Origin of the sequence: Pseudoalteromonas sp. 1CM17D, from assembly GCF_023161805.1 — a bacterium.
Lineage (GTDB): Bacteria > Pseudomonadota > Gammaproteobacteria > Enterobacterales > Alteromonadaceae > Pseudoalteromonas > Pseudoalteromonas atlantica.
Window position 1 is genome coordinate 386,777 of sequence record NZ_JALNTP010000003.1, and the last position, 24,629, is coordinate 411,405.

The 24,629-nt window shown below is 40.4% G+C and carries 25 protein-coding genes; 21 read left to right on the plus strand and 4 right to left on the minus strand.

What is annotated here, in order from left to right:
• Positions 1–132: 132 nt before the first annotated feature.
• The 15 genes from MSC25_RS08265 (at position 133) to MSC25_RS08335 (ending at position 13,063) form a co-directional block, all read left to right on the plus strand.
• A complete protein-coding gene (locus MSC25_RS08265; RefSeq protein ID WP_024033786.1) occupies positions 133–2,925 on the plus strand; it encodes a monovalent cation/H+ antiporter subunit A in 2,793 nt (930 codons plus the stop codon).
• On the plus strand, positions 2,925–3,278 hold the full coding sequence (locus MSC25_RS08270) for a Na+/H+ antiporter subunit C (protein ID WP_024033785.1): 354 nt from the start codon (positions 2,925–2,927) through the stop codon (positions 3,276–3,278). Before MSC25_RS08265 ends, MSC25_RS08270 begins: the two co-directional genes overlap by 1 nt.
• On the plus strand, positions 3,275–4,792 hold the full coding sequence (locus tag MSC25_RS08275; protein WP_248443147.1) for a monovalent cation/H+ antiporter subunit D: 1,518 nt from the start codon (positions 3,275–3,277) through the stop codon (positions 4,790–4,792). Before MSC25_RS08270 ends, MSC25_RS08275 begins: the two co-directional genes overlap by 4 nt.
• Positions 4,792–5,328 (plus strand): Na+/H+ antiporter subunit E, encoded by a 537-nt coding sequence (locus MSC25_RS08280; protein WP_248443148.1) that lies wholly within the window; start codon positions 4,792–4,794, stop codon positions 5,326–5,328. The genes MSC25_RS08275 and MSC25_RS08280 overlap by 1 nt, the downstream gene beginning before the upstream one ends.
• Positions 5,322–5,591 (plus strand): K+/H+ antiporter subunit F, encoded by a 270-nt coding sequence (locus MSC25_RS08285; protein ID WP_004585896.1) that lies wholly within the window; start codon positions 5,322–5,324, stop codon positions 5,589–5,591. Before MSC25_RS08280 ends, MSC25_RS08285 begins: the two co-directional genes overlap by 7 nt.
• A 9-nt stretch (positions 5,592–5,600) precedes the next feature.
• A complete protein-coding gene (locus MSC25_RS08290; protein WP_004585897.1) occupies positions 5,601–5,933 on the plus strand; it encodes a Na+/H+ antiporter subunit G in 333 nt (110 codons plus the stop codon).
• 291 nt (positions 5,934–6,224) lie between these two features.
• Positions 6,225–6,722 carry a DUF2059 domain-containing protein gene (locus MSC25_RS08295; protein ID WP_054982209.1) on the plus strand — a complete coding sequence of 166 codons (498 nt, stop codon included), beginning with the start codon at positions 6,225–6,227 and terminating at the stop codon, positions 6,720–6,722.
• 150 nt (positions 6,723–6,872) lie between these two features.
• Positions 6,873–7,310, plus strand: coding sequence for a MerR family transcriptional regulator (locus tag MSC25_RS08300; protein ID WP_024033781.1), 438 nt, complete (start codon positions 6,873–6,875; stop codon positions 7,308–7,310).
• Complete coding sequence (locus MSC25_RS08305) at positions 7,307–9,550, plus strand: heavy metal translocating P-type ATPase (protein WP_248443150.1); 2,244 nt, start codon at positions 7,307–7,309, stop codon at positions 9,548–9,550. The genes MSC25_RS08300 and MSC25_RS08305 overlap by 4 nt, the downstream gene beginning before the upstream one ends.
• Before the next feature lie 10 nt (positions 9,551–9,560).
• The gene (locus MSC25_RS08310; RefSeq protein WP_248443152.1) at positions 9,561–9,911 is read left to right on the plus strand and encodes a cupredoxin domain-containing protein; all 351 of its coding nucleotides are present in this window, start codon (positions 9,561–9,563) and stop codon (positions 9,909–9,911) included.
• Between the two features lie 101 nt (positions 9,912–10,012).
• A complete protein-coding gene (locus MSC25_RS08315; protein WP_024033778.1) occupies positions 10,013–10,228 on the plus strand; it encodes a TIGR02450 family Trp-rich protein in 216 nt (71 codons plus the stop codon).
• A 541-nt stretch (positions 10,229–10,769) separates the two neighbouring features.
• Positions 10,770–10,982 (plus strand): calmodulin-like protein, encoded by a 213-nt coding sequence (locus tag MSC25_RS08320; RefSeq protein WP_004585903.1) that lies wholly within the window; start codon positions 10,770–10,772, stop codon positions 10,980–10,982.
• A gap of 420 nt (positions 10,983–11,402) precedes the next feature.
• A complete protein-coding gene (locus tag MSC25_RS08325; RefSeq protein WP_024033777.1) occupies positions 11,403–11,606 on the plus strand; it encodes a hypothetical protein in 204 nt (67 codons plus the stop codon).
• 73 nt (positions 11,607–11,679) lie between these two features.
• Complete coding sequence (locus MSC25_RS08330) at positions 11,680–11,886, plus strand: EF-hand domain-containing protein (protein WP_029772194.1); 207 nt, start codon at positions 11,680–11,682, stop codon at positions 11,884–11,886.
• 232 nt (positions 11,887–12,118) lie between these two features.
• A complete protein-coding gene (locus MSC25_RS08335) occupies positions 12,119–13,063 on the plus strand; it encodes an EAL-associated domain-containing protein (RefSeq protein WP_248443153.1) in 945 nt (314 codons plus the stop codon).
• A 52-nt stretch (positions 13,064–13,115) separates the two neighbouring features.
• On the opposite strand, the gene MSC25_RS08340 is transcribed toward MSC25_RS08335, so the two are convergent.
• Positions 13,116–14,738: a M28 family metallopeptidase gene (locus tag MSC25_RS08340; RefSeq protein WP_248443154.1), complete on the minus strand. Its 1,623-nt coding sequence runs from the start codon at positions 14,736–14,738 to the stop codon at positions 13,116–13,118.
• Positions 14,739–14,893: 155 nt separating this feature from the next.
• Between MSC25_RS08340 and MSC25_RS08345 the strand changes: the two genes are divergently transcribed.
• Positions 14,894–15,043: a hypothetical protein gene (locus tag MSC25_RS08345; RefSeq protein ID WP_024033773.1), complete on the plus strand. Its 150-nt coding sequence runs from the start codon at positions 14,894–14,896 to the stop codon at positions 15,041–15,043.
• Between the two features lie 55 nt (positions 15,044–15,098).
• Here MSC25_RS08345 and MSC25_RS08350 read toward each other — a convergent pair whose 3' ends face one another.
• Positions 15,099–16,184 (minus strand): MBL fold metallo-hydrolase, encoded by a 1,086-nt coding sequence (locus MSC25_RS08350; protein WP_248443155.1) that lies wholly within the window; start codon positions 16,182–16,184, stop codon positions 15,099–15,101.
• A gap of 161 nt (positions 16,185–16,345) precedes the next feature.
• On the opposite strand from MSC25_RS08350, the gene MSC25_RS08355 reads away from it, so the two are divergent.
• Complete coding sequence (locus MSC25_RS08355) at positions 16,346–16,939, plus strand: TetR/AcrR family transcriptional regulator (RefSeq protein ID WP_248443156.1); 594 nt, start codon at positions 16,346–16,348, stop codon at positions 16,937–16,939.
• 57 nt (positions 16,940–16,996) lie between these two features.
• Here MSC25_RS08355 and MSC25_RS08360 read toward each other — a convergent pair whose 3' ends face one another.
• On the minus strand, positions 16,997–17,236 hold the full coding sequence (locus MSC25_RS08360) for an RNA recognition motif family protein (protein ID WP_024033770.1): 240 nt from the start codon (positions 17,234–17,236) through the stop codon (positions 16,997–16,999).
• Between the two features lie 161 nt (positions 17,237–17,397).
• On the opposite strand from MSC25_RS08360, the gene MSC25_RS08365 reads away from it, so the two are divergent.
• Positions 17,398–17,652, plus strand: coding sequence for a hypothetical protein (locus MSC25_RS08365; RefSeq protein WP_055253059.1), 255 nt, complete (start codon positions 17,398–17,400; stop codon positions 17,650–17,652).
• A gap of 214 nt (positions 17,653–17,866) precedes the next feature.
• Positions 17,867–19,144 (plus strand): VCBS domain-containing protein, encoded by a 1,278-nt coding sequence (locus MSC25_RS08370; protein ID WP_248443157.1) that lies wholly within the window; start codon positions 17,867–17,869, stop codon positions 19,142–19,144.
• Here the strand turns inward: MSC25_RS08370 and MSC25_RS08375 are convergent.
• Positions 19,133–20,071, minus strand: coding sequence for a LysR family transcriptional regulator (locus MSC25_RS08375; RefSeq protein WP_096042013.1), 939 nt, complete (start codon positions 20,069–20,071; stop codon positions 19,133–19,135). The genes MSC25_RS08370 and MSC25_RS08375 overlap by 12 nt on opposite strands.
• 148 nt (positions 20,072–20,219) lie before the next feature.
• Here MSC25_RS08375 and MSC25_RS08380 point away from each other — a divergent pair, with 148 nt between their 5' ends.
• Complete coding sequence (locus MSC25_RS08380; protein ID WP_121637205.1) at positions 20,220–21,452, plus strand: efflux RND transporter periplasmic adaptor subunit; 1,233 nt, start codon at positions 20,220–20,222, stop codon at positions 21,450–21,452.
• A gap of 2 nt (positions 21,453–21,454) precedes the next feature.
• On the plus strand, positions 21,455–24,583 hold the full coding sequence (locus tag MSC25_RS08385) for a multidrug efflux RND transporter permease subunit (protein WP_024033766.1): 3,129 nt from the start codon (positions 21,455–21,457) through the stop codon (positions 24,581–24,583).
• Positions 24,584–24,629 lie beyond the last annotated feature (46 nt).

The following is a 24,629-nucleotide window of genomic DNA, read 5'->3' on the forward strand; positions in this document are numbered from 1 at the left end:
ATCTATAGACAAAATGGCCGTTTATAAGTATAACTGTACGTATTAATGTCGTTTAAAAACAGACAGTAAAAGCATCTTTTCGTGATGTATAAAACGTAAGGATAAACTTATGATTATAAAAGGCCCTACATTATGACTTTGCTCTGGATACCTTTGTTATCCTTAATTGGCAGTGTTATTTCTTCATGCACCGGCAAACTATCCCGTACGCAAGCTGCAGCTGTCACTGTACTTGCCCCTTTAGCAGCATTAGGTATTACGCTATACCACACCCCCGCTATTTTAGCAGGTGAAACGATTCGTTATGCTGTAACGTGGATCCCCGCTGTTGGACTGGACTTATCATTTCGTCTTGATGGCTTGAGCTTACTGTTTATGTTTATGATTTTAGGCATAGGCATACTGGTAATTACCTACGCACGTTATTATCTGAGTAAAAACGACTCCTTAGCTAAGCTCTATAGTTACTTATTGCTGTTTATGACCGCAATGCTGGGCATTGTTATGTCTAACAATGTTATTCAGCTTTGGCTGTTTTGGGAACTGACCAGCATTAGCTCGTTTTTATTAATTAGCTATTGGTGGCATAAAACAGAAGCACGAAAGGGCGCTCGCATGGCGCTAGCTGTTACCGGTGCTGGTGGCTTAGCATTGCTGGCAGGTTTAATGTTAGTGGCCGATATCGTTGGCAGTTACGACCTAGATGTAATTTTAGCTAGCAAGGCAATTGTTCAATCACATGATTTATACGAAACAGCACTGGTATTAGTTTTGCTAGGTGCATTTACTAAATCGGCACAGTTTCCATTTCATTTTTGGCTACCTCACGCTATGGCAGCCCCAACCCCTGTTAGCGCGTATTTACACTCTGCGACTATGGTAAAAGCAGGTATATTTTTATTAGCGCGTTTTCACCCAGTACTTTCAGGTACAGATACTTGGTTTTTACTGGTTGGTTTAACCGGTTTAACAACGCTTTTATTTGGCGCTTATATCGCCTTATTTAAACACGATTTAAAGGGCCTGTTAGCGTACTCAACCATTAGCCATTTAGGGTTAATTACCCTGTTATTGGGCCTAGATACTGAGCTCTCTACTGTGGCGGCAATATTCCATATTATTAATCATGCCACGTTTAAAGCCTCGCTATTTATGGCAGCAGGTATAATTGACCATGAAACTGGCACTCGTGATATGCGTAAGCTTAATGGTATGTGGCGGTATTTACCGTATACGGCCACACTTGCCATGGTTGCGGCTGCTTCAATGGCGGGTGTGCCATTGCTTAACGGCTTTTTATCTAAAGAAATGTTTTTTGCCGAAACCTTACATCAGCAAGTGCTTGGCTCTATGTCGTGGTTAATCCCGGTGTTAGCCACTATTGCAGGGGCGTTATCGGTGGCTTATTCGTCGCGTTTTATTCACGATGTATTTTTTAATGGCGAACCAATTGATTTACCACGCCAGCCGCATGAGGCTCCGCGTTACATGCGACTCCCTATTGAAGTACTGGTTGTGCTGTGTGTGCTGGTTGGTTTGTTCCCGCACTTTTCAGTCGATGGCATTTTATCTGCTGCGTCTTTGGCTGTACTTGGTCAAAAGGTACCAGAGTACGAACTGGCTATATGGCATGGTTTTAACTTACCGCTATTAATGAGCGCCATGGCAGTAGTGGGTGGTTTGTTTATTTATATAAATCGTAAATACCTATTTCAATTTCAAGCATCATTACCGCCACTTAATGCTAAAAAAACCTTTGAGCTAATTGTGCTTAAAGTTATTAATTGGTGCCAAAGCAGGGTAAACACTATCGAAAACGGCTCATTGCAACGCTACATTTTTGTAATGCTGGCGGTGGTATTGTTATGTGCCGGTTGGCCATTATTTGAAATGCAACAATTAGCGGGCAGTATGCCGCGTATTCCGGTTGATGTGCATAACGCAATAGGTGCAGGACTACTGATTATAGGTGCTTTTGCTACCGTTATTTGGCATCGCTCACGCGTAGTTGCGTTACTAATGATTTCTATTGTAGGACTTATGGTGTCGGTGGCGTTTACGCGTTTTTCTGCGCCCGACTTAGCGCTTACGCAATTAACGGTAGAAGTAGCAACCGTTATTTTATTAATGTTGGCGTTGTTTTTCTTACCACAACATACGCCTAAAGAGTCTAGCTCGTTACGAGTACTCAGAGATTTAGGGATAGCCTCAACATTAGGTGTTGTGGTGGCAAGTATATGTTATGCATTACTTACACGGCCACTCGAATCGATATCAGATTTTTTCATAGCCAATGCCAAAACAGGAGGTGGCGGTACCAATGTAGTAAACGTTATTTTGGTTGATTTTAGGGGCTTTGACACCCTAGGCGAAATAACCGTATTGGGTATTGCAGCGTTGGGTATATTTAAAGTGCTTTCTCGTATTCCATTGTTCATGCCAGCAAGTGATGGCGAAGGGCGCCCATGGGCTCGCGAGCGCCACCCTATACTACTTGCCAGTATTTCGCATAGCTTATTACCGCTTGCATTATTAGTATCGGCTTATATTTTCTTACGTGGTCATAACTTACCTGGCGGCGGCTTTATTGCAGGTTTAGTAACATCAATTGCCTTTATATTGCAGTACATGGCTCATGGCTCAGCTTGGATAAGCGAGCGCTTTGCAGTCAACTACCGGAAAATTATTGCATCAGGTATCGGTATTGCCTTGTTTACTGGAGTTGGTAGCTGGTTCTTTGAACGGCCGTTTTTAACTACGTGGTTTGATTATTTCGATATCCCATTTATTGGCAAAACAGAACTTGCAAGCGCAATTGTGTTTGATTTAGGCGTTTATTTAACAGTGGTTGGAGCCACGTTAATGATATTAGCAAGCCTTGGCAACATGACAGCAGATACCCAGAAAAAAGAGGTAAATATTTAATGGAGCTATTGTACGCATCTTGCGTTGGTGTATTAGTTAGTTGTGGTGTGTTTTTACTGCTAAGAGCCCGTACGTTTCCGGTAGTGCTTGGCCTTACTATGATTTCCTATGCCGTTAACTTATTTTTGTTTTCTGCGGGTCGCTTAACCATAAATAAAGCGGTTGTGCTTGGTACAGGGGCTGAATATGCCGACCCTTTACCTCAAGCACTAGTACTTACTGCAATAGTGATAGGGTTTGCAATGACTGCGTTTGTGGTTATTTTAGCTATACGTGGTAGAGCCGATTTAGGGAGCGATCATGTTGATGGGCAAATCATCAAAAGTGTAGCCGATAGCAAGGAGCAAAAATGATTCAACATTTAACCTCTTTGCCTATTTTATTACCTATGTTGGCAGCGGTAATATTGCTTTTGCCACCCTGTGGTAAAAGTTTACGTATTCGCCGTATTGCCTCATCAATTATGGCGGTGATCACATTTATTGTTAGTGCATTGCTGTTAATCCATATATATAACAGTGGTATCAATGTATACGCTATTGGTAATTGGTCTGCTCCTTTTGGCATAGTGCTTGTTGCCGATATGCTTTCTACTTTATTGGTTGCACTTACATCCTTTTTAGGAATGGGAGTCATTTTATATGGCTGTGCCGGCGATGATGCAAAAGGAAACTTTTTTCATCCATTAGTTCATTTTTTAATATTAGGTGTTAATGGGGCATTTTTAACGGGTGACTTATTTAATGTATTTGTATTTTTTGAGGTGTTGTTGATTGCCTCATACTCACTACTTATGCATGCCGGAGATAAACAAAATACCCGTGCAGCGCTCCAATACGTCATATTAAATTTGGTTGGCTCGAGCGTATTTTTAATTGGTTTAGGTATTTTATACGGCGTACTGGGTACATTAAACATCGCTGATATGACGCAAAAAGTAGCCCTGTTAACGGGCGATGACGTCTATTTGGCGAAGGCCGGCGGCTTACTGCTGTTAGTTGTATTTGCTTTAAAAGCCGCATTGCTCCCTTTGCACTTGTGGCTACCAAATACTTATGCCAGTGCAAAGCCTGTGGTTGCCGCTTTATTTGCTATTATGACCAAGGTGGGTGTATACGCCATGCTGCGCGTTTATACCGTTATTTTTGGTGAGCAAGCCGGTGAGCTTGAACATATGGCGCAATCATGGTTATGGGGCTTAGCCATTGCTACTATAGTGGTTGGTGCAATTGGCGTAATGGCTGCGCAAGATTTACGTAAGTTAACGGCAAATTTAGTTGTTGTATCAGTGGGCACGTTAGTCGCTCTAATTGCACTGCAAAACGTAACTGCAACAGCTGCACTGCTTTATTATTTAGTGCACTCCACCTTAGTCAGCGCTGCTCTGTTTTTATTAGCTGATTTAATTGCCACACAAAGGGGCAAAGTAGGGGATAGACTGGTTGCCGGACGAGCCGTAAACCAACCTTACTTATTGGGAGCATGCTTTGTAATTGCTGCATTAACCGTAGTAGGTATGCCGCCGCTATCTGGATTTGTTGGAAAAGTTTGGATCCTCAAAACAACCTTAAATAGCGAGCAAGCCTTACTATTTTGGCCTGTCTATTTAATTGCTAGTTTTGTTTTATTAGTAGCACTTTCTCGTGCTGGTACAAGTATTTTTTGGGAAAGAAAAGGCAATAAAACAGAAAGCGCAGAGGGCGAAAATGCTCACCCATTACAGGTGATGATAATTGTAGGGCTACTTGCGTGCTCACCTTTGTTAGTTGTTTTTGGTGGACCAATAAGTGAATACATGGTTAGTGCTGCTACGCAATTGCATGACATAAGTGGTGGCATTAATGCAGTTATGAAGGGAGGTGAGTAATGAGGTTACAAGCCCGTTATCGTTGGTTGCCAACGCCGTTTCGTAGTTTGTTTTTATTTTTAATTTGGTTGTTGCTTAATAATAGTGTATCCGCAGGGCATATAGTATTAGCTTCGTTTTTTGCGATATTTATACCGCTATTAAGTGTTTCATTACGTGATCCGCAACCTTTAATACTAAAACCAGGTTTGGCACTAAAACAATTACTCATTGTACTTTACGATATAGTGGTTGCTAATTTACAGGTAGCCTTATTAATCGTTGGCCCAGCTAAAAAGTTACGCCCTGCTTTTGTTAAAGTGCCTATAGATTTAATACACGATATGCCCATTACAATTCTTGCCAGTTGTGTATCTCTTACACCTGGTACAGTAAGTGCCGAGGTATATCCTATTCCTGAGTCACTAGAGGAAGGCGAAAAGCCTAAACAGCGCTATTTACTTATACATGTGCTTGATTTAAAAGATGAAGAGGCACTTATTAAACAAATTAAACAGCGCTACGAAGCTCCCCTAAAGGAGATATTTCAATGTTAGATACTGTATTACTTATTGTATTTGCCATGATTGGTTTATCGTTACTATTAAACCTATGGCGATTAATTATTGGCCCCTCAGTGCCTGATAGAGTTTTAGCCCTAGATACTATGTACATTAATGTTATCGCGTTAATTATTTTATACAGTATTAGTATGGGCACTGGTTTGTACTTTGAAGCCGCGTTATTAATCGCGATGCTTGGCTTTATAAGTACTGTTGCAGTGTGTAAGTATTTACTACGCGGCGACTTAATTGAATAGGATATTAAAATGATAAGCGAGTGGGTTGTATCAATATTACTACTTTTTGGTGGGCTATTTATTTTAATAGGATCGCTGGGCTTAATTAAATTACCTGATTTTTACATGCGCTTACACGGCCCAACTAAAGCAACAACATTGGGTATGGCCAGCATATTAATTGCTGCAATGGTGTTTTTTGCAACGTCGGTGCACACCATAAGCGTAAAAGAGATTTTAATTACCGTGTTTTTATTAATCACTGCCCCTATTAGTGGGTATATGTTAATAAAATCAGCGATTCATCATAAGCTTAAAGCAAAAGAAGGCACAAAAGGGCTCGATAACGTAGAAGACGATTAGCCCCAGTGCACTGATAAAAAGGCCAAATAAACATGTTTTATTTGGCCTTTTTAGTATGGGTTTACACATTTACAAACTATTTTATACCCGTTCGCATAATTAAGTAATTTATTCTGAGGCTGGTAAAACGTGTTGATAATTTAGTAAAAAATTAGCTATTTAGTTGTTCTGAATGAGCATTTTTTAACGTAAGTAGCAACCCGTTTAGCCCCGCAAAATGAGTAAGTATTATTGCGGATTGATATTAATCATGTGAGTATGGTCTTACTTTTTATATTTAAGGATATGACAATGGCTAAGGCACTATTACTTTCGTTACTTATATTTTCTGGCAGCGTATTGGCTGACGAGGCAACTAAGCAGCAAAAAATAGATGAGCTGATAAACGTGATGAACATGGATGCTATGGTTGACTCTATGTACGGGCAAGTTGAAGGCATGATGAAAAACATGTCTGCACAAATGGGTGTTAAGCCCTCTGAGCAAGCTATTTTTGATAAATACTATGCAGATATGACCAACGTACTTAAAACCGAAATGAGCTGGAAAAAAATGCAGCCGATGATGGTTAACGTTTACGACAAACATTTTAACGAGCAAGAAATTGCCGACATGCTGGCGTTTTATAAAACTGAAACAGGGCAAAAAATTCTCCAAAAAATGCCAGTAGTAATGCAAGAGTCTATGCAAATGTCGCAAAGCCTAGTGCAAGATGCAATGCCAAAAATTCAGCAAATAGCCGGTGAGCTAAGTGAAGAGCTAAAAGCCTCTCGCCAACAAGAAAATTAATCTCTCTGCCTCTTTTTAAGCGCGCTCATTAGCGCGCTTTTATTTTATCAGCTCCAGTAAATTTAAATTATGCTTTAATGCTCCCCTCTATTGACCTGTGTGTCACACATAGGTTTACAATTGAGCTCTAAAATCTAAGGGGGCTAAATTATGTATGTTAAGCAATTAGCGAAGTTAATGGGTGTAACGCCTGATACAGTTCGTCATTACACACGAATAGGCCTTTTAACGCCCATACGTAGCCAAAGTAATGGTTATCAACAATATACAAAAGCAGACCGCCAACGTTTACAGTTTATTATAAGCGCCCGAAAGCTCGGGTTTTCCCTAAAAGATATACAGCATATCATTGGCGAGTCAGAACAAGGGCATTGCCCATGCCCACTTACACGGCAAATTATTGCAAAACGTTTAGAAGAAACCGAAGCCTTGTTTCAAGAAACCCTTAAATTACGAGTGCGTATGCAAGCGGCGTTAAAACAGTGGGAAACATCGGCAGACGGCGCTGTTGCAAGTGATGTGTGTAGCTTAATAGAGACGTTTGTTGACCCACTTGTTGAGCCAAATAAAAGCGGAGATGTGCAATGAGTAGCAGTAAAACAACAGAGCAAAACTTTATTATTGAAGGTGCTAATTGTGGCAGTTGTGTAGCCAAAATAGAAAAAGCCCTCAATAGTGTGCAAGGCGCAAACAATGTCGAAATGAACTTTGCAGATCGCACGGTACGAGTAGAGGGCAGCGCGCAGCAAAGCACATTAATTAGCGCCGTTGAAAATATAGGTTATGGCGCAAAACCTATGGATAACACATCAGAGCAAGATGCGCTTGATGAAAAAGCCAAGTCAGACGAGGCACATTACAAAAAGCTAATGCGCAATATGATGCTGGCTTTAAGTGTGGGCGTACCGCTTATGATTTATGGGCTTATTTTTGATATGAGCGTGACAACCACTAACCAGCGAATTGCATGGGGTGTGGTCGGTATTATCACGTTTGTCGTTATGGCTGTAGCAGGTAAGCAATTTTATAAAGGTGCTTGGCAGTCATTTAAAAATCATGGTGCTAACATGGATACGCTTATTGCTTTGGGAACTGGCACTGCGTGGTTATATTCAATGTTTGTTGTACTTGCGCCTAGCTTACTACCTGAGGTTGCAAGGCACGTTTATTTTGAAGCTTCTTCAATGATAATTGGGTTAATTAGTTTAGGCCTAGCTTTTGAAGTGAAAGCGCGTGGACGTACTTCGCAGGCTATTAAGCGTTTAATTGGCTTACAAGCAAAAACAGCCCGTGTAATACGCGATGGCGCAGAGCAAGATATAGACATTAGTGATGTGCAAAAGGGCGATCATGTAAGGGTACGCCCAGGCGAAAAAATCCCGGTAGATGGTGATGTGCTCGAAGGTAGCAGCAGATTAGATGAATCTATGCTCACGGGTGAGCCTATGCCTGTGAGTAAACAAGCTGGTGATAAAGTGGTTGCTGGCAGCATTAATAAAAGTGGTACATTATTATTTGAAGCCACACATATAGGCCAAGAAACAACCCTTGCCAATATCATTAATATGGTAAAACGCGCACAAAACTCTAAGCCTTCAATAGGGCGATTAGCCGATGTTATATCGGGCATTTTTGTCCCCACAGTAATGATAATTGCGATACTAGCAGCCCTTGCATGGTTGAATTTTGGCCCAGCCCCTTCAATTGCTTATGCAGTGGTGGCGTTAACCACCGTGCTGATTATTGCATGCCCGTGTGCGCTGGGTTTAGCAACGCCTATGTCGGTAATGGTGGGAATAGGTAAAGCCGCCGAGTTTGGCATATTAATTCGCAATGGCGAGTCACTGCAAACTACCTCTAAAATTACTACCATGATTTTAGATAAAACCGGCACCATCACCCAAGGTGCACCACAGGTAACAGATGTTGTAACGTTTAATAACGCAGATGAAAATAACGTAATGCAATTAGTTGCAAGCCTCGAGAGTAGCTCTGAGCACCCACTTGCGGAGGCGATTACACAGTACGCTAAAAAACAAAGCGTAACCTTGAGTAAAGTTACCGACTTTGATGCCATTACCGGTAAAGGTGTAAGTGGAACGGTGAATGAGCAAACACTGTTATTTGGCAATAAAGCGCTTATGGATAAATACGAGATTGCAGTTGATGACGCTGCTGAGCAAGCGCACAGCTTTGCAAATGATGCAAAAACCCCGATGTACTTTGCCTGTAATAACCAACTTATGGCCTTAATTGCGGTGGCGGACCCGCTAAAAGAAGACTCAGTACAGGCAATTAAGCGCCTGCAAAATGAAGGTATTCATCTAGTAATGCTCACTGGCGATAATAAAGCGACCGCACACGCTGTGGCTAAAAAAGTCGGTATTGATGATTTTATCGCAGAAGTGTTGCCAGAAGATAAAGTAAACGAAGTTACTAAACGTCAACAGCAAGGCGAGATTGTAGGCATGACGGGTGATGGGATCAATGATGCCCCCGCGCTTGCTAAAGCAGATGTCGGTTTTGCAATTGGCACAGGTACAGATGTAGCCATAGAAAGCGCCGATATTACCTTAATGCGTGGCTCACTGCATGGCCTTGCCGATGCTATTGCCATTAGCAGCGCAACAATTAAAAACATTAAACAAAACTTGTTTGGTGCATTTATTTATAATGTTGCGGGCATCCCTATTGCAGCTGGTGTGTTGTATCCGTTTATTGGTGTACTACTAAACCCAGTAGTAGCGGGCGCAGCTATGGCGCTTTCATCACTGACAGTAGTCACCAATGCTAATCGCTTACGTTTTTATAAACCCAATAAGCGCTAAGGAGTCGATAATGTTAATGATAAATTTACTTGGTGCAGTATTAATAGTAGCCATTATTTATTGGTTTTGGCTTTATAAGCCAAAGCAAATACACAGTAATGATAATACGCAAACCATAGTGGTAGATAACTGCGTTTATCAACCAAGTCATATAAAGGTGGCGGCTAATAAAAAAGTAACGCTTACATTTGATAGAAAAGACAGTGCACCGTGCGCCGAAACTATGGTGTTCCCGCAGCTTGATGTAAGTGAAAGCCTTGCAATGGGAGATAATAAAATCACTTTGCCTGCACTTAAAGCAGGTGAGTACGACTTTCATTGCCAAATGAAAATGTATAAAGGTAAGTTAATCGCTGAGTAACCAGTGAGTTGATGAAGTAACATTAATACGGTCTAACTTTATGTTGAGCTAAACAACGGGTTATGTCGTATTAGTGTTAATTAAGCACACTAGATTATTTAATGAATAACTTAAACCCTAAAAAATTACTAAACAGTAAGTGGACTGCCACTCCAGCTATCAACAAAGAAAAACACTTTATCATTGTAGAAGTAGAATACGATGAAGAGGGTAATGTAATTGAATGCATTACCGAGTCGGTATTTTCTAAAAATCAGTACTCAATACGCTGGCGAGATTTAAAAGACACACAAAAATGGCGTCAAGGCTGGAAGTAGTTAAATTGTTTTTATACTTTAAAAACGCCAATTTGTTATGCCCAACTAAATGCAATGCGCACCCTTTTTAAAACCCCTGTCTTTTACTAAATTCGCCATTTGGCAACAAATGCCTGTTTTTTACAGGCTTGCCATGCTTTTAAAAAATAAACGCTAAAAATTTTATAAATATCAATACATTTCAATTGGTTATGTTTTATGTTTTATGACGTTTAATTGTTTTAATTAAGTTGTTCAGCTTTAGTTTATTCTTAAACTTCCCCACATTATGTTTTTAGTTAACTTTTAGCTCATGTGTGGCTTTTTTATAAATCATAAGCTGTTGATTCTATTGTTTTATTTTAAGTGGCTCATCTAGCTGTTGCTAAAAAGCAACAAAAACACCTCTTGTAACTTAACCTTTTCATAAACTAAAAATGTAACTTATTGTTTATTAAGTAAAAATAAAACATGGCACTGAAATTGTAATAGTTAAGCTGTATTAAGCAAAACGTGGGTAACGCCAATTGGCTACTCCCCTAACCCTATGAAGGATTTCATTATGAAAAAGGCACAATCAACATTGGTATTAATGGCTTTAGCCTCTTCATCAGCGGCTTTTGCAGTAACAGATTTTGACACACTCGATAAAGATGGTAGTGGCACATTAAGCCCGTTAGAAGCATCTGCTGATGCTGAATTAATGAGTCAGTTTACAAAACTTGATACTGACAAAAACAACGAGCTATCTAAGAGTGAGTTCGACAAAGCATAAGTGAGTGCTTTGAGTAGTTAACGCCCAGTGGCACGTTAATTCTGAGTTGCCAAAGACAACCTAAGTAGGCAAGGGAGCTTACCATAAAGAATAACAAGGATAGTGTAATACACAGGGCACTTTATTATAAACACATAGCGAAGGAATCGTTATGTAAAAGCGATACCCAACTTTGCTTGCAATAGCGCTGGTATTTTCTGGCACATTTGCAAAGTTTGACACCAACAAACGGTAAACTTTTTAAAGCAGAGGTTTTACAAGCGTAGACGATTAATGCGCTGTGGTGTAAGCATAATTCTGAGTTGCCAAAGACAACCTAAATAGGCAAGGGAGCCTATTAAAAAGAATAACAAGGAAGTGAATTGTAACCACCTCAGTGCAAATTTATACAGGTAATGCATATTATTGAAGGATTACATTATGACTAAGCTGAAAACAACACTTGTACTTATCACCTTGGTGTCATCATCGGTGGTATTGGCAAATACAGAGTTTAAAACACCTATGCAAGGCGAAGGTGGTTTAACAAACCAAAGTGATCAATCAGCAGAACAAATAATGCAGCAATTAAATATGCAAAGCCGAAATGGCCTAACCGAAAACGATTTTTTTGAATACAAATAACCGATTCTCCCTTTATGGATCTCAGAAAAGGATTTCTTCCCCTTTGCCAAGCACTTAGCCTAAGGAAATGATTATGAAAAAATTTATCGCACTTCTAGCCCTTGCCTCTTCATCAGCGGCGTTTGCCGCGGTCGACTTTAACAGTTTTGATGCCAATGGTGATGGCGTAATTAGCAAAACAGAAGCACAAGCCAACGCACAGTTAGCACGGTTGTTTGATAAGCTCGATACAGATAAAAATGGTGAGCTTTCACAGCAAGAGTTTTCTAAAGTACAATAATTTTATGGCGTAGTTTTACGCGCTTAAAATTTATCAGGTCATACTCACAAAGCAGTTAAGTAACATTTACTTAGCTGCTTTTTTTGTGCATGGCGCAGGCATAACGGCTTTTTCACCAAATAGGTGCAAATGAGCACAAGTTAAAATCTTAACCTTATGAATGTAAACATTTTTTATACTTGGTTTTAAACTTGCTTAGTTAACGCTATAGCAACTGAGTGAGTACACAATTATGGCGCGAATGAGTTATATAAGTAGTGTTGAGCGCTACCATGAGTATGAGCAAGTAATACACAGCTTGCTTGACTCTATTTTAATGAGTATTGAAGATGGGCTTAACAAAAGTCGAGATACACGTTTTTTAGTAAAGCAATATCCCTTTTTAGAGCTGCAATATTGTTTAAACGAATCTGGGCTTCAGCAAGGCAATAACGTTTGCTTTAAGCGTGCCTATAAAAAATTAGCCGAGCAAGGTAATCAGCAAGATTTAAGTGAGCGCCCTTACTTTTTACAATCTAAACAAACCGATTCGGTGTGCTTTACCGATCCGTATATTTCTATCGCAACTAATCATTTATGTATTTCGGCTATTAAAGAGCTAAAAAAGCCAATTAACCAGCAGCATTATTTAGTGTTAGACGTATGCTTAACCCAGTTAATTGAGTTTGTAATGGGAGACAGCGCGCGTGCCGGTATTTCGCCTTATTTTAAAGCGGGTTATGGGGTGATTGTGGCGTGTTTATTTACTTTGGTACTCTTTTTACTGAGCATAGTATTTAACGATATATATGCATTATTAACCCACTTTGACTCAGCGTCTGATCCCCTCGAGCCCTTTAGCATTATTATATATATTACTTTAGCGTTGGCCGTGTTTGATTTAGGAAAGACCATTCTCGAAGAAGAGATTTTAATGCATAAGGATATATTTAGGCACTCTTCTACACGGCGCACAATTACCCGGTTTATATCTACCGTGCTAATTGCAATATCTATTGAGGCGCTATTAACCATGTTTAAGGCAGCGTTGGGGCAGGCTGAATACTTATTACCGGCCATTGCGATGATGCTTGCGGTGGTAGGGCTTTTAATAGCCTTGGCTATTTATGTGTATTTAGGAGCAAAAGCCGAAACCTTACTAATGCGGGCGCGCTCAAAATTAAAATCCTCCAAGTAGGAGGATTTTAATGCGATTGGTATGATTATTATTTAGCTTTAAACTTTACCTGCTAATGCGGCTTATCTTGCTCGCGCTTTGCTTTAAAGTCTGAGTCACTCGTCCATGTAGGCCAATCGCCATTGTTAGCAAGCTGCGTGGCTATATCAACAATAAGCTCTATGTCTTGCTTTACGCCACCTAATGACCACTGCGGCGAGAAATCGTCGGCTTCTTTATGGTATTTATGCGCAATGTAATCAGGGTCGGTATCGCCAAGGCTCATAAATAATAAACTCGGCACACCTTGCTTAGCTAAAGAAAAATGATCTGATCTAAAAAACAAACCGTTTTGCGGGCGAGGGTCCATTTTAACAACGCGACCTTGCGCTTTTGCCGCGTTTGCTAGGTAGTTTTCTAGGGTGGATAAATCGTTACCGTATTGCAAAATGTAATCGGTGCCATCTAGCACGTTCATTCCGTCAATATTTAATAGCCCGACCATTTGTTTAGTGGGCACAACGCCACCGGTTGCAAACTCTTGCGAGCCAATGAGGCCAGTTTCTTCTGCGGTAAAATTAGCAAATAAAATAGAGCGTTTAAACGGTGTTTGCTGGTGGATTTGATTCATAATGCGGGCAATTTCAAGTGTGGCCGCTGTGCCAGAGGCATTATCCACTGCGCCGTTATAAATTTTAGGGCCGCTGTCGGTTTGCTTGGTACCAAAATGATCCCAATGAGCACCTATTACCACGTACTCATTAGGGGCGTCGCTTCCTGTAATTTGCGCAACTACGTTATGTGATTTGGCATGCGATACTTCGTTTTTAAATGAAAGGTTGGCTGTTAAATTAAGCGCTGTGGCTTTAAAGTCATCACTTAAAGCCTTTTGTTTTAAATTTTGATAGTTAAGCTGTGCGGCATTAAAAATTTGCTCAGTAGTATTAAGTGTTAGCCAGCCCATAACTGGGAGCTTAGAAGCGTTTAGGTTATTGTCCATCAGGGTGTATTTAGTCCCTGTGTTTGAGCTTTCAACCACGCCCCAAGGGTAAGCCGCAGGGGCAGTTTCGTGCACAATAAATACCGCTTTGGCACCTTGGCGTGCGGCTTCTTCGTATTTGTAAGTCCAGCGGCCGTAGTAGGTCATAGCATTACCTGTAAATAACGCATCGTTTTGTGTAGCAAAGCCTGGGTCGTTTACCAATACAATAACGGTTTTACCTTCAACATTAATGTTTTCGTAATCGTTCCAGTTGTATTCGGGGGCATTAATACCGTAGCCCACAAATACAATGTCAGAGTTTCGTACATCTATTACTGGCTGTAATTGCTCTGTACGGGCGGTAAAATCGTTACCTGCTTTAAACTTTAAGTCGCCCACCTGCAATTGCATATTTTGATTGGCCGTGACCATTGCCATTTTTACCGGCTGTAAAAACTTACCATTATACGCCCCAGTTAAACCCATAGCTTCGTATTGCTCGCTCAAGTAACCCACTGTTTTTACTTCACCATGTGTAAGTGGGCCGCGACCTTGAAAGTCATCAGAGGCTAGCGTTTTTATATGCTGTTTAACGTTATTTAGGCTTACGCCGGGCGTATTTTCTAAAGAAGAATGCTCGCTTGCAGGTTCAGAGCAACCAAAGAGAGCGACTAGCAGGCTTAGGCTAGCGCTTTTAAAAAAAGTAGAGGCCATAGTTTTCTGAATAGTTTTAAAAATTGGCTTTTAATATAAAGGAAGCACTGATGTGAGTCGAATATTTATCATCTTGCCAGTTCTATTTTTCAAAAATTGAAAATTGCCGGTGTAGGGTGTATAAATAATCGACAACAATAAATGGAGCACACACAATGAGCCAATCTAAAAAAAGCGGATACCTGTTTATAGGCAGCGGCGTAGCATTTTTTGCAGCAGCTTTGCTCGCACAGCAAGCGATGTTTTTTGCTTTAGCTGCATCTTTTGTAGTGTTAGGTACAATTAGTATAAAAAAAGCGGCTTAATAGCCGCTTATTTAATTAACACCTTGTAATAAATACCTTTAAAACACCTACCAAATTAGTTTTTCCACCATTTATGGGTTATTGCAGCGTCGGTAGGGGTAAATATTTGTCCAAACTCGGGTGTACTCAATGTTACGTTATTTATGTTGCTTGCAGCCGTTACTCGTTCAAATGGGTCAACCCAAGCATGAAACGCCAAGTCAAACGTACCGTTATGAATAGGCACTAAAGTTTTACCTTGTAAATCAATATGAGCTTGAACCGATTGCTCTGGTGTCATGTGTATATCGGCCCAATTTTTGTCGTAGGCGCCTGTCTCAATTAGGGTTAAATCAAAAGGACCGTACTTGTTACCAATTTCTTTAAAGCCTGCGAAATAACCCGAATCACCACTAAAATAAACACTTTGCTGGGAGGTTTTAATAACCCACGAACCCCAAAGTGTGTTGTTTGCATCACTTAATCCACGGCCCGAAAAATGCTGGGTAGGAGTAAAGGCAACTAATGCATGTTCGGTTTGTAACTCCTGCCACCAGTTAAATGTGCTAATTTTGTTTTCATTCACTCCCCACTTAACTAAATCGGTATCTACACCAAGTGGCACATAAAACTGCTTAGTTTTTGCAGACAGCTTTTTAATAGCTGATTTATCAAGGTGATCGTAATGGTTGTGCGAAATAAGCACCTTATCGATTGGTGGCAGTTCGCTAATACTAATAGGTAATTTAGAAAAGCGCTTTGGCCCTACAAAAGAAAAAGGAGATGCGCGCTCACTAAATACCGGATCGAGTAACCAGTATTCGCCATGCACTTTTAAAAGCACGCTAGAGTGGCCAAGTTTAATGACATGCACAGTATTATTTGCAAGGGAGTTAAGCATTTTTGCTGTAACACTTTTAATTGCAATGGGCTTTTTAGGTGTAATGTTGGTACGCTTTTCTGTTATGTAACGCCCTAAAATTCCGAGTGTTTTCTTAAAGCTATTCGGCTCAACCTGTTGATGGTTATGAAATCTACCATTTTCGTAGTTATCTACATTAGGTGCTTCATTAACACCTTGCGCAACTATCTGTTTATTCACGCTACAACCTCCAAAAACAATGATGGCGATGATCACAACTACCCATTTTATAAATGTCATCGTTAAACCTTAAAGTAAACTAATGAGTGTAGTTTTTCATTGTTTTGATGAAAAGTAAACTATACAGTGCATTTTTTATTGTTTTGATGAAAAGTAAACTATACAGTGCATTTTTTTATTGTTTAGTTAAAATGTAGCTATTAACAATTGCAGAACCCATTATGAAATTATCAGAAAAAAAACGCATAAATATTCTTCAAGCAGCAGAGCATCTGTTTTTTGAAAAAGGTGTAGAGCACACTAGTATGGATCAAGTTGCTGCAAAAGCGGAGGCTTCTAAGCGAACTGTTTATAATCACTTTGCGACAAAAGAAGAGCTATTTCAGGCTATTTTAACGACTATGCTGGCTAAAATTAATCATGGTGATGTTATTTACTTTAATAAAAATCAACCAATTGATTTGCAGCTTACTGCTATTGCCGAGCAAGAAGTGGCTATGCTTACATCGCCTGATTTTTTACGTTTAGCTAAAATTGCCTTTATGCAAATGCTACAAGAGCCGCAGCTAGCAAAGTCTTTAAGTAATAATACTATGGGGTGTATGACTTATTTAGAAGATTTTTTAGAGCAAGCTAGAACAGCAGGTATTTTAAAAGGTGATGAGCTAAATATAGCTGCTAAACAGTTTGTGTATCAATTAAAATCGTTTGTGTTTTATCCGCTACTTTATGGGTTTGAAACAATAACAGAGCAGCAAAATAATAAAGTAATTGAACAAACAGTCAGCTTATTTCTGGCTAAATATAAAGCATAAACTTAAAACGTAAAAAACCAGCAAATAGCTGGTTTTAATAATATAGCAAGTAACTAATTACTCATCTGCGTATTTTACGCGAATTTTGCTTTTATCAACGCTTAATTGATTAAGTGCTTTAATAGCGCTTCTACTTTCTATGTCGTTTGGCATTTCTACAAAGGCAAAACCTTTTGATAAACCAGTGTCTTTATCAAGCACCAAGTTACAGGTAGTTACTTTACCGTGTGCTGCAAACAACGTGCGAAGGTCTTGCTCTGTGGTAGCGCGAGACAAATTACGAACTAATAATTTCATATATAACCTAAATAAGGGGTTCCCTGAGGATTATCTCAAGTAACTTGGTTTTAACCTAATTTTATTTAGCCTTTTATTTAATTTGGGAGAAAAGAGCAAATATTTACAATGCATAAAAAATATACTAAATTCAAAATAAGTTTAAATTAAGAGGGACGATTATGAAAAAAGTACTAGTTTGTATTTCTGCTTTATTGTTAACAGCTTGTAATTCCACCACAAGTTCAAATAATGATACTATTGTTTTGCTAAACGCTGAAAAAACAAATGCTATTAGTTATCATAAAACATATAAAGAGTGTCAATCTGCAAAAATTTTGCAAGACATTAGAAGTAAAGCTGAATGGGCTCGCAACTCTGTTGCAAATAGGTCAACACATGTTAGTGGTTTTAAATTAGCTACTTGTGAAGGTTAACTTATAAAAGCCGGTAGATAATCGGCTTTTTCATTTTGTACCTTCCTTGTCCAATGAAGCCACCCTTCCAAATATACTGCTAAAATCAAGTTATCTCCTTATTAAGTTAAAACCGATTTCGTTATTCTGGTAATAAAAATCTAGTTATTAAAACAAATAATTGGTAAGTTATATTTTACTTTATTTACTTACCATTAACCTGGGCTGGTTGTTTATGTCAAAGTTTGGCTTGCGTGTTTTAACTATTACTTGTGTTTGTTCTTTGGGTATTTTAGCTGTAGGGTGCGGCAGCTCAGGGTCAAATAGTGAGCCTGTAAATGCATCGGTTGTAGCGCTAAGCGCCGCGGTAATTAGCGGTCAAACAACTGTAAGTATTGAAAACACCCGCGATATAGCAATTACAGGTGAACTATCTATAACGGATGCACAAGCCAATGAGGCAGTATTTAAAACGCAAAGCAATAACATCACAGCTTATGGTTTATTTAGCTTAACTGAGGATGGTAATTGGTCATATACACTTAATGGCGAGCATGCCTCTGTGAGTGCATTAAACGAGGGCGAAACCTTACTTGATGAAATAACCGTCACATCGGTAGATGGCACCGAAGCGACAGTGTCTATAAGAATTATAGGCACTGCAGGCCGTGATGATTTTATAGTAACGCAAGAAACAACCCTCAATGCCGATGGCGAAAACACAGGGCTAAGTGCTTATACATTAATAGAAAATGCGTTTAGTGAAGGTGCAATTGAATCGCCTGATATGTATAGCGGGAATCATCAAGATGTTGTGCATATTATTGAAGATACTGACTCAACTGTAGGTAATCACTTTGTGTTTTTAGCACATCGTGATGAAGACCAAGATAAAGATAAGGGCGAAACTGACCGCCAGCGCAACGAAATAAAAGCCTTTGATAAATCGCCCGCCGCAACACTTGCCTTTAAAGACGAAACCGTACAATACAGTTGGAAGTTTAAAGTCTCTAGCGAGCTTGAGCTAAGTAGTAAATTCAGTCACTTTTTCCAAATAAAAGCCCGTAACGATAGCAACGACAATACCAATGGCAACGACGACCAACCTATTATTACGCTCTCTGGTGCACAAAAAAACAGTACAGGTAATCAGCTGCAAGTACGTTATAGCGCAGGCTTTGATGAAAACGGTAACAGCACAGGGATTGATAAAAACCTTATCGAAACCGACTGGTCACTCATTACTGATGAATGGATAGCGGTATTTGTACAAGCCACTTTTAGTGAAGCGGGGCAATTTGAAATGACCCTAACCCGCTTAAGTGACAACGAAGAGCTATTTAGCATTAGCGAGCAAAACATAGATATGTGGCGTGGCTTTAGCGATGATGACTTTGCCCGTCCTAAATGGGGTGTCTATCGTTCAATAGTCGAAACCGATAGCCTTCGCGCTGAAGAAGAGCAGGTACGATTTGCTGATTTTGTGATTAAAAAAGGCGTTTTAGCGCAGTAAATATTTGCCTAGTTTTTTATCGTGGCTACTTACACGTTGTTGAATAATAGCCACTATGTGGCGGCGTATCCACTGCAAACCGGCATCGTTGTCTTGGCGCTTATGCCAAATAACAGAGACAGGCGTTGGTGGCGTATCAATAGGGCTTTTTAAAACCACGAGCTTATTGGTAAATATTTCCTGCTCAAGCGCTATTGATGGGAGGACACAAATAAGATCGGTATTTTTAAGAATATTAGGTACATTTGCCGCGTTATTTACCGTCATCGCTACTCGGCGTTTTAACCCTAATACTCTTAGTGCTTGATCAGATGGCCCTAAAATATCGCCCGTAATTGATACTAATAAATGATCTGTATTAGCAAAGTCAGTAATACTTAAAGGGGCATTAGCAAGCGGGTGGTCAGGGCGCATAAGTACAACATATTTAGGCTTTAATAAGTGCTCGGCTCTAATAACGTTTTCAGACAGGGTGTAGCGATTAATTGCCAGTTCGGCTTCGGCGTCTTTAAGTACATTGGCAGCCTCTACCGCCCGATTAGGGATTGCATGGATATTGATGCCTGGGGCCTGCTGCTCAATAATTTTACGAAGAGGCCCCCATATCATTTCTACAAATATATCAGCGGCAGAAATACGAAAAGTGCGCTGCGCTGTCGCTGGGTTAAATTCACTTTGGTTTATAGCATGTTCTAATGATCCAAGTGGCCCCTGTATTTGCCCCCATAAATTGTTAGCAAATGCTGTAGGTTGAATATTTCGGCCATCTTTTATAAATAACTCTTCTCCCCACGCTGCGCGCATACGTGCAAGCGCGTTAGATACCGCAGGTTGTGTCAGCGATAATTGCTCTGCTGCACGAGTGATACTGCCTTCAGTCATGATGGCATCAAAAATCATTAGTAAATTAAGCTCTTGAGGACGCATATAGCACCGTTATAAATTTTAAATGTAAGATTATTTTACATCATTTTTAGTGATGTGTTTTATACAATAATATAATTATTTTTATGCTTTTACCGCGTTCATAATATAAGCAGATTTTAACACAACTCGTACAGCAAGAGAGTTAACCATGTCAGCTATATATAAATTTACATACACGTTTATTATTGCGCTATTAGCGATAATACTGGGTGCATGCAGCGATAAACCAAGTTCTATTCAAAGTAATGATGATTCTACGCAAGGGGTGGCCGTAGAAGTGGCCGAAGTAATAAGTCAGCGAATAACCGAGTGGGACAGCTTTACAGGGCGGCTAGAGTCGCCGCAAATAGTGTCTTTGCGTCCTCGCGTATCTGGTTATATTGAAGCGGCAGTATTTGAAGAGGGTGAGCTGGTAAATAAAGGCGACACCTTATTTTTAATTGATAGCCGCGAATTTAATGCACAAGTAAACCGCCTAACAGCGCAACTTGATGAAGCAAAAAGCCGCTTAAAACTAGCAAAGCAAGATTTTAATCGAGCTAAAGAGCTATTTAAAAGTAAATCAATATCTAAAGAGTTATTAGAGACCCGAGGTGCAGAGGTTGACCAGGCAAATGCCTACGTAGCACAAAGTAATGCATCCCTTGAGCTTGCACAGCTAAACAAAACCTTTACACGCGTAGAAGCGCCTATTTCTGGGCGAGTGTCTCGTGCGTTAATTACCGAGGGCAACTATGTCAGTGCAGGGCAAACTGTAATGACCTCTATTGTCTCTACAGAGCAGGTTTATGCCTATTTTGATATTGATGAAGCAACATGGCTTAACTATCAACAAGCGCACCTTGATAACAATCAACCTACCGCGTTACCTGTGGCGATGCGTTTAGCGAATGAGCAAGATTACCAACACTGGGGCAAGCTTGATTTTGTTGATAACCAAGTAAATACCCAAACCGGTACATTACGCGTGCGGGCTGTATTTAATAATCAAGACGGCGCGCTTTTACCTGGGTTATTCGCCCATTTAAAATTAGCCGGGGGCAATACTGAGCAAGGTATTTTAATTGCTGAGAAAGCCATTGGTACTGATTTAAATAATAAATACGTTTTAACGGTTGATGAGCAAAATAAAGTGCAATACCGCGCCATTACTTTAGGCGACAAAGTGGGTGAGCTACGAGTTATTAAACAAGGTTTAAAAAGCGGCGAACGCATAGTAGTTAATGGCTTGCAGCGCGTGCGCTCTGGCGTACTCATTACGCCAGAATTAATTAATATGGCAAAGCAAAGTACTTTAAACGAGTTACAAGCTTGGCAGCAAAAGGTTGATAACCAAAACCGCTTAGCCAATGCCGAGCCAACACTTGAAATAGGCATGTAATAATGAATTTTTCTCAGTTTTTTATTCATCGACCTATTTTTGCAGCGGTTTTATCTATTCTTATTTTTATAGGGGGTGCCATAGCTATATGGCAGTTACCTATTACAGAATACCCAGATGTAGTACCCCCCACGGTTGTTGTTACAGCTAACTACCCAGGTGCAAATCCTAAGGTAATAGCCGAAACCGTGGCCACAGTGCTTGAACAAGAGATAAACGGCGTAGAAAACATGCTGTACCAGTCATCGCTTGCAAACTCTGCCGGCACCATGACATTAACAGTCACCTTTGCGATAGGAAGCGATCCTGACGAAGCAACTACCTTGGTACAAAATAGGGTAAATAGAGCAATACCTCGCCTACCAGAGGAAGTACAAAGGCTAGGTGTGGTCACCGAAAAGTCATCACCGAACCTTACCTTAGCGGTACACATAACTTCGCCTACAGGGCGATACGACAGTTTGTACCTGTCTAATTATAGCGATCAATTTATAAAAGATGAGCTAAAGCGCATTAATGGCGTGGGCCAAGTACGTGTATTTGGCGCAGGCGATTACAGTATGCGTGTGTGGCTAGAGCCTAACAAATTAGCGGCGCTCAATTTAAATCCAAGTGATGTAGTCAATGCTATTCGCTCGCAAAATCAGCAAGCTGCGGCAGGAAGCCTAGGCGCACAACCCATAGGCACCAGTGAGTTTCAATGGCTTATCAATGTAGAAGGGCGCTTAATAGAGCAAGATGAATTTGAAGAAATAATCGTAAAAACGGGCGATAACGGCGAAATTACACTGCTAAAAGATGTTGCTAGAGTAGAGCTAGGTGCAGATAGTTATACCCTTAGGCCACTTCTTAATAATGAATCCATTGCCGCTGTGCCTGTTTTTCAAGCGCCAGGCTCTAATGCATTACAAATTTCTGACGATGTGCGCGCTAAAATGGCTGAACTGTCGGCGCTATTTCCAGAGGGTATGAGCTATGAAATAGTGTATGACCCTACCGTATTTGTAAGGGGCTCTATTGAAGCTGTAGTCGATACATTATTTGAAGCGGTTTTATTAGTTGTGTTGGTCATCGTGCTGTTTTTACAAACATGGCGAGCATCTATTATTCCGCTGGTAGCTGTGCCAATTTCATTAGTGGGCACCTTTGCTTTTATGCACTTAATGGGATTTTCACTTAATGCGTTGTCGTTATTTGGCTTGGTGTTAGCAATCGGTATTGTTGTTGATGATGCCATTGTTGTGGTCGAAAACGTTGAAAGAAACATCAGTGAGGGATTAAGCCCTATTGATGCAACCACTCAAGCAATGAAAGAAGTAACAGGGCCTATTATTGCCACTACTTTAGTGCTTGCTGCGGTGTTTATTCCTACTGCGTTTATGAGCGGTTTAACAGGGCAATTTTATCGTCAATTTGCTCTTACAATTACTATTTCAACAGTGCTTTCTGCCATTAACTCGCTTACGCTAAGCCCCGCGCTGGCTGCGTTATTACTCAAACCTCATGGGCAAGACAACGATTGGTTAAGCCGTGCCATTAATAAATTATTTGGCCGCTGGTTATTTGCGCCTTTTAACAAAATGTTCGATAAAGCCTCGGGTAAATACACAGGAGCCGTTGGCCGAATAGTGCATAAGGGCGGCATAATTGGTGTGCTATACGTTGGTTTACTGGCCTTAACGTGGCAGCAGTTTGAAAATACGCCAACAGGGTATGTTCCGCCGCAGGATAAAATGTATCTCGTCGCTTTTGCGCAATTACCTAATGCAGCATCGCTAGATCGCTCTGAAGCGGTGGTTCGCCAAATGTCAGAGATAATCAGGGCGCACCCAGGCGTTAGTGACGCTGTAGCCTTTGCAGGTTTAAGCATTAATGGTTTATCTATAAACCCAAGTTCGGGGATGATGTTTACACCGTTAGAGCCGTTTTCAAAGCGGCAGGGCCCGCGCATGTCGGCAGCTGAAATAGCGGAAGATTTAAATAAACAACTTAGTCAAATAAAAGGCGCTAATGTTGCTATATTTCCGCCTCCTCCAGTAAGGGGAATGGGCACCATTGGTGGCTTTAGGCTGCAGCTTGAAGATAGAGGCTCATTAGGGTTTGACACCTTGCAGCAAGTAACAAATGAAGTCATTGCTAAGGCTAAAGCCGACCCCGCCCTTGCTAATGCGTTTACCAGCTTTACAACCGACGTACCACAGCTAGATGTAAAGGTAGACCGTAAAAAGGCACTAAGCTTAGGGCTTGAAATAAACACCCTATTTGAAGCGATGCAAGGCTATTTGGGCACAGTTTATGTGAACGACTTTAATTTATTTGGTCGCACGTATCAGGTAAATGTGCAGGCAGATGCACCCTACAGAGAAGATGTAGAGCAAATTAAGCAATTAAAAGTGCGCAATAAAAATGGCGATATGATCCCCCTTGGCGCAGTGCTTAGTATTGAACATAGTTTAGGGCCAGATAGAGTAATGCATTATAACGGCTATGTTACGGCTGAGGTTAACGGTGTACCCGCACCAGGGTATAGCTCTGACCAAGCTAAAGCCGCAATAGAAAAAATACTCGATGAAACACTGCCAATGGGTATTGCGTATGAGTGGACAGACATAACCTATCAGCAAATTTTAGCGGGCGATACTTCAATGTATGTATTTCCACTTATTGTATTGCTTGTATTTTTGGTTTTAGCAGCGCAGTACGAAAGCTTACGTTTGCCGGTCGCTATTATTTTAATTGTGCCTATGACATTGCTAAGTGCGCTGATTGGTGTGGCTATTTATGGTGGTGATAATAATATTTTCACCCAAATTGGCCTAATTGTGTTGTTTGGACTTGCCACTAAAAACGCTATTTTAATTGTTGAGTTTGCAAAAGAGCTACAAGATACCGGTATGGATGCATTTAATGCCATTAAAGAGGCGAGCCGGTTGCGATTACGCCCAATATTAATGACCTCAATAGCATTTATTATGGGGGTTGTACCTATGGTGTTCTCATCGGGAGCAGGCTCTGAAATGCGCCAAGCTATGGGCGTTGCGGTATTTTCTGGCATGATAGGCGTAACGGTATTTGGCTTAATACTTACACCTGTGTTTTATTATATACTTAAACGCAGTGGTAAAAATTAAACCGACAAAAAAGCCCTTAGCAATTTAATTGCTAAGGGCTTTTTTA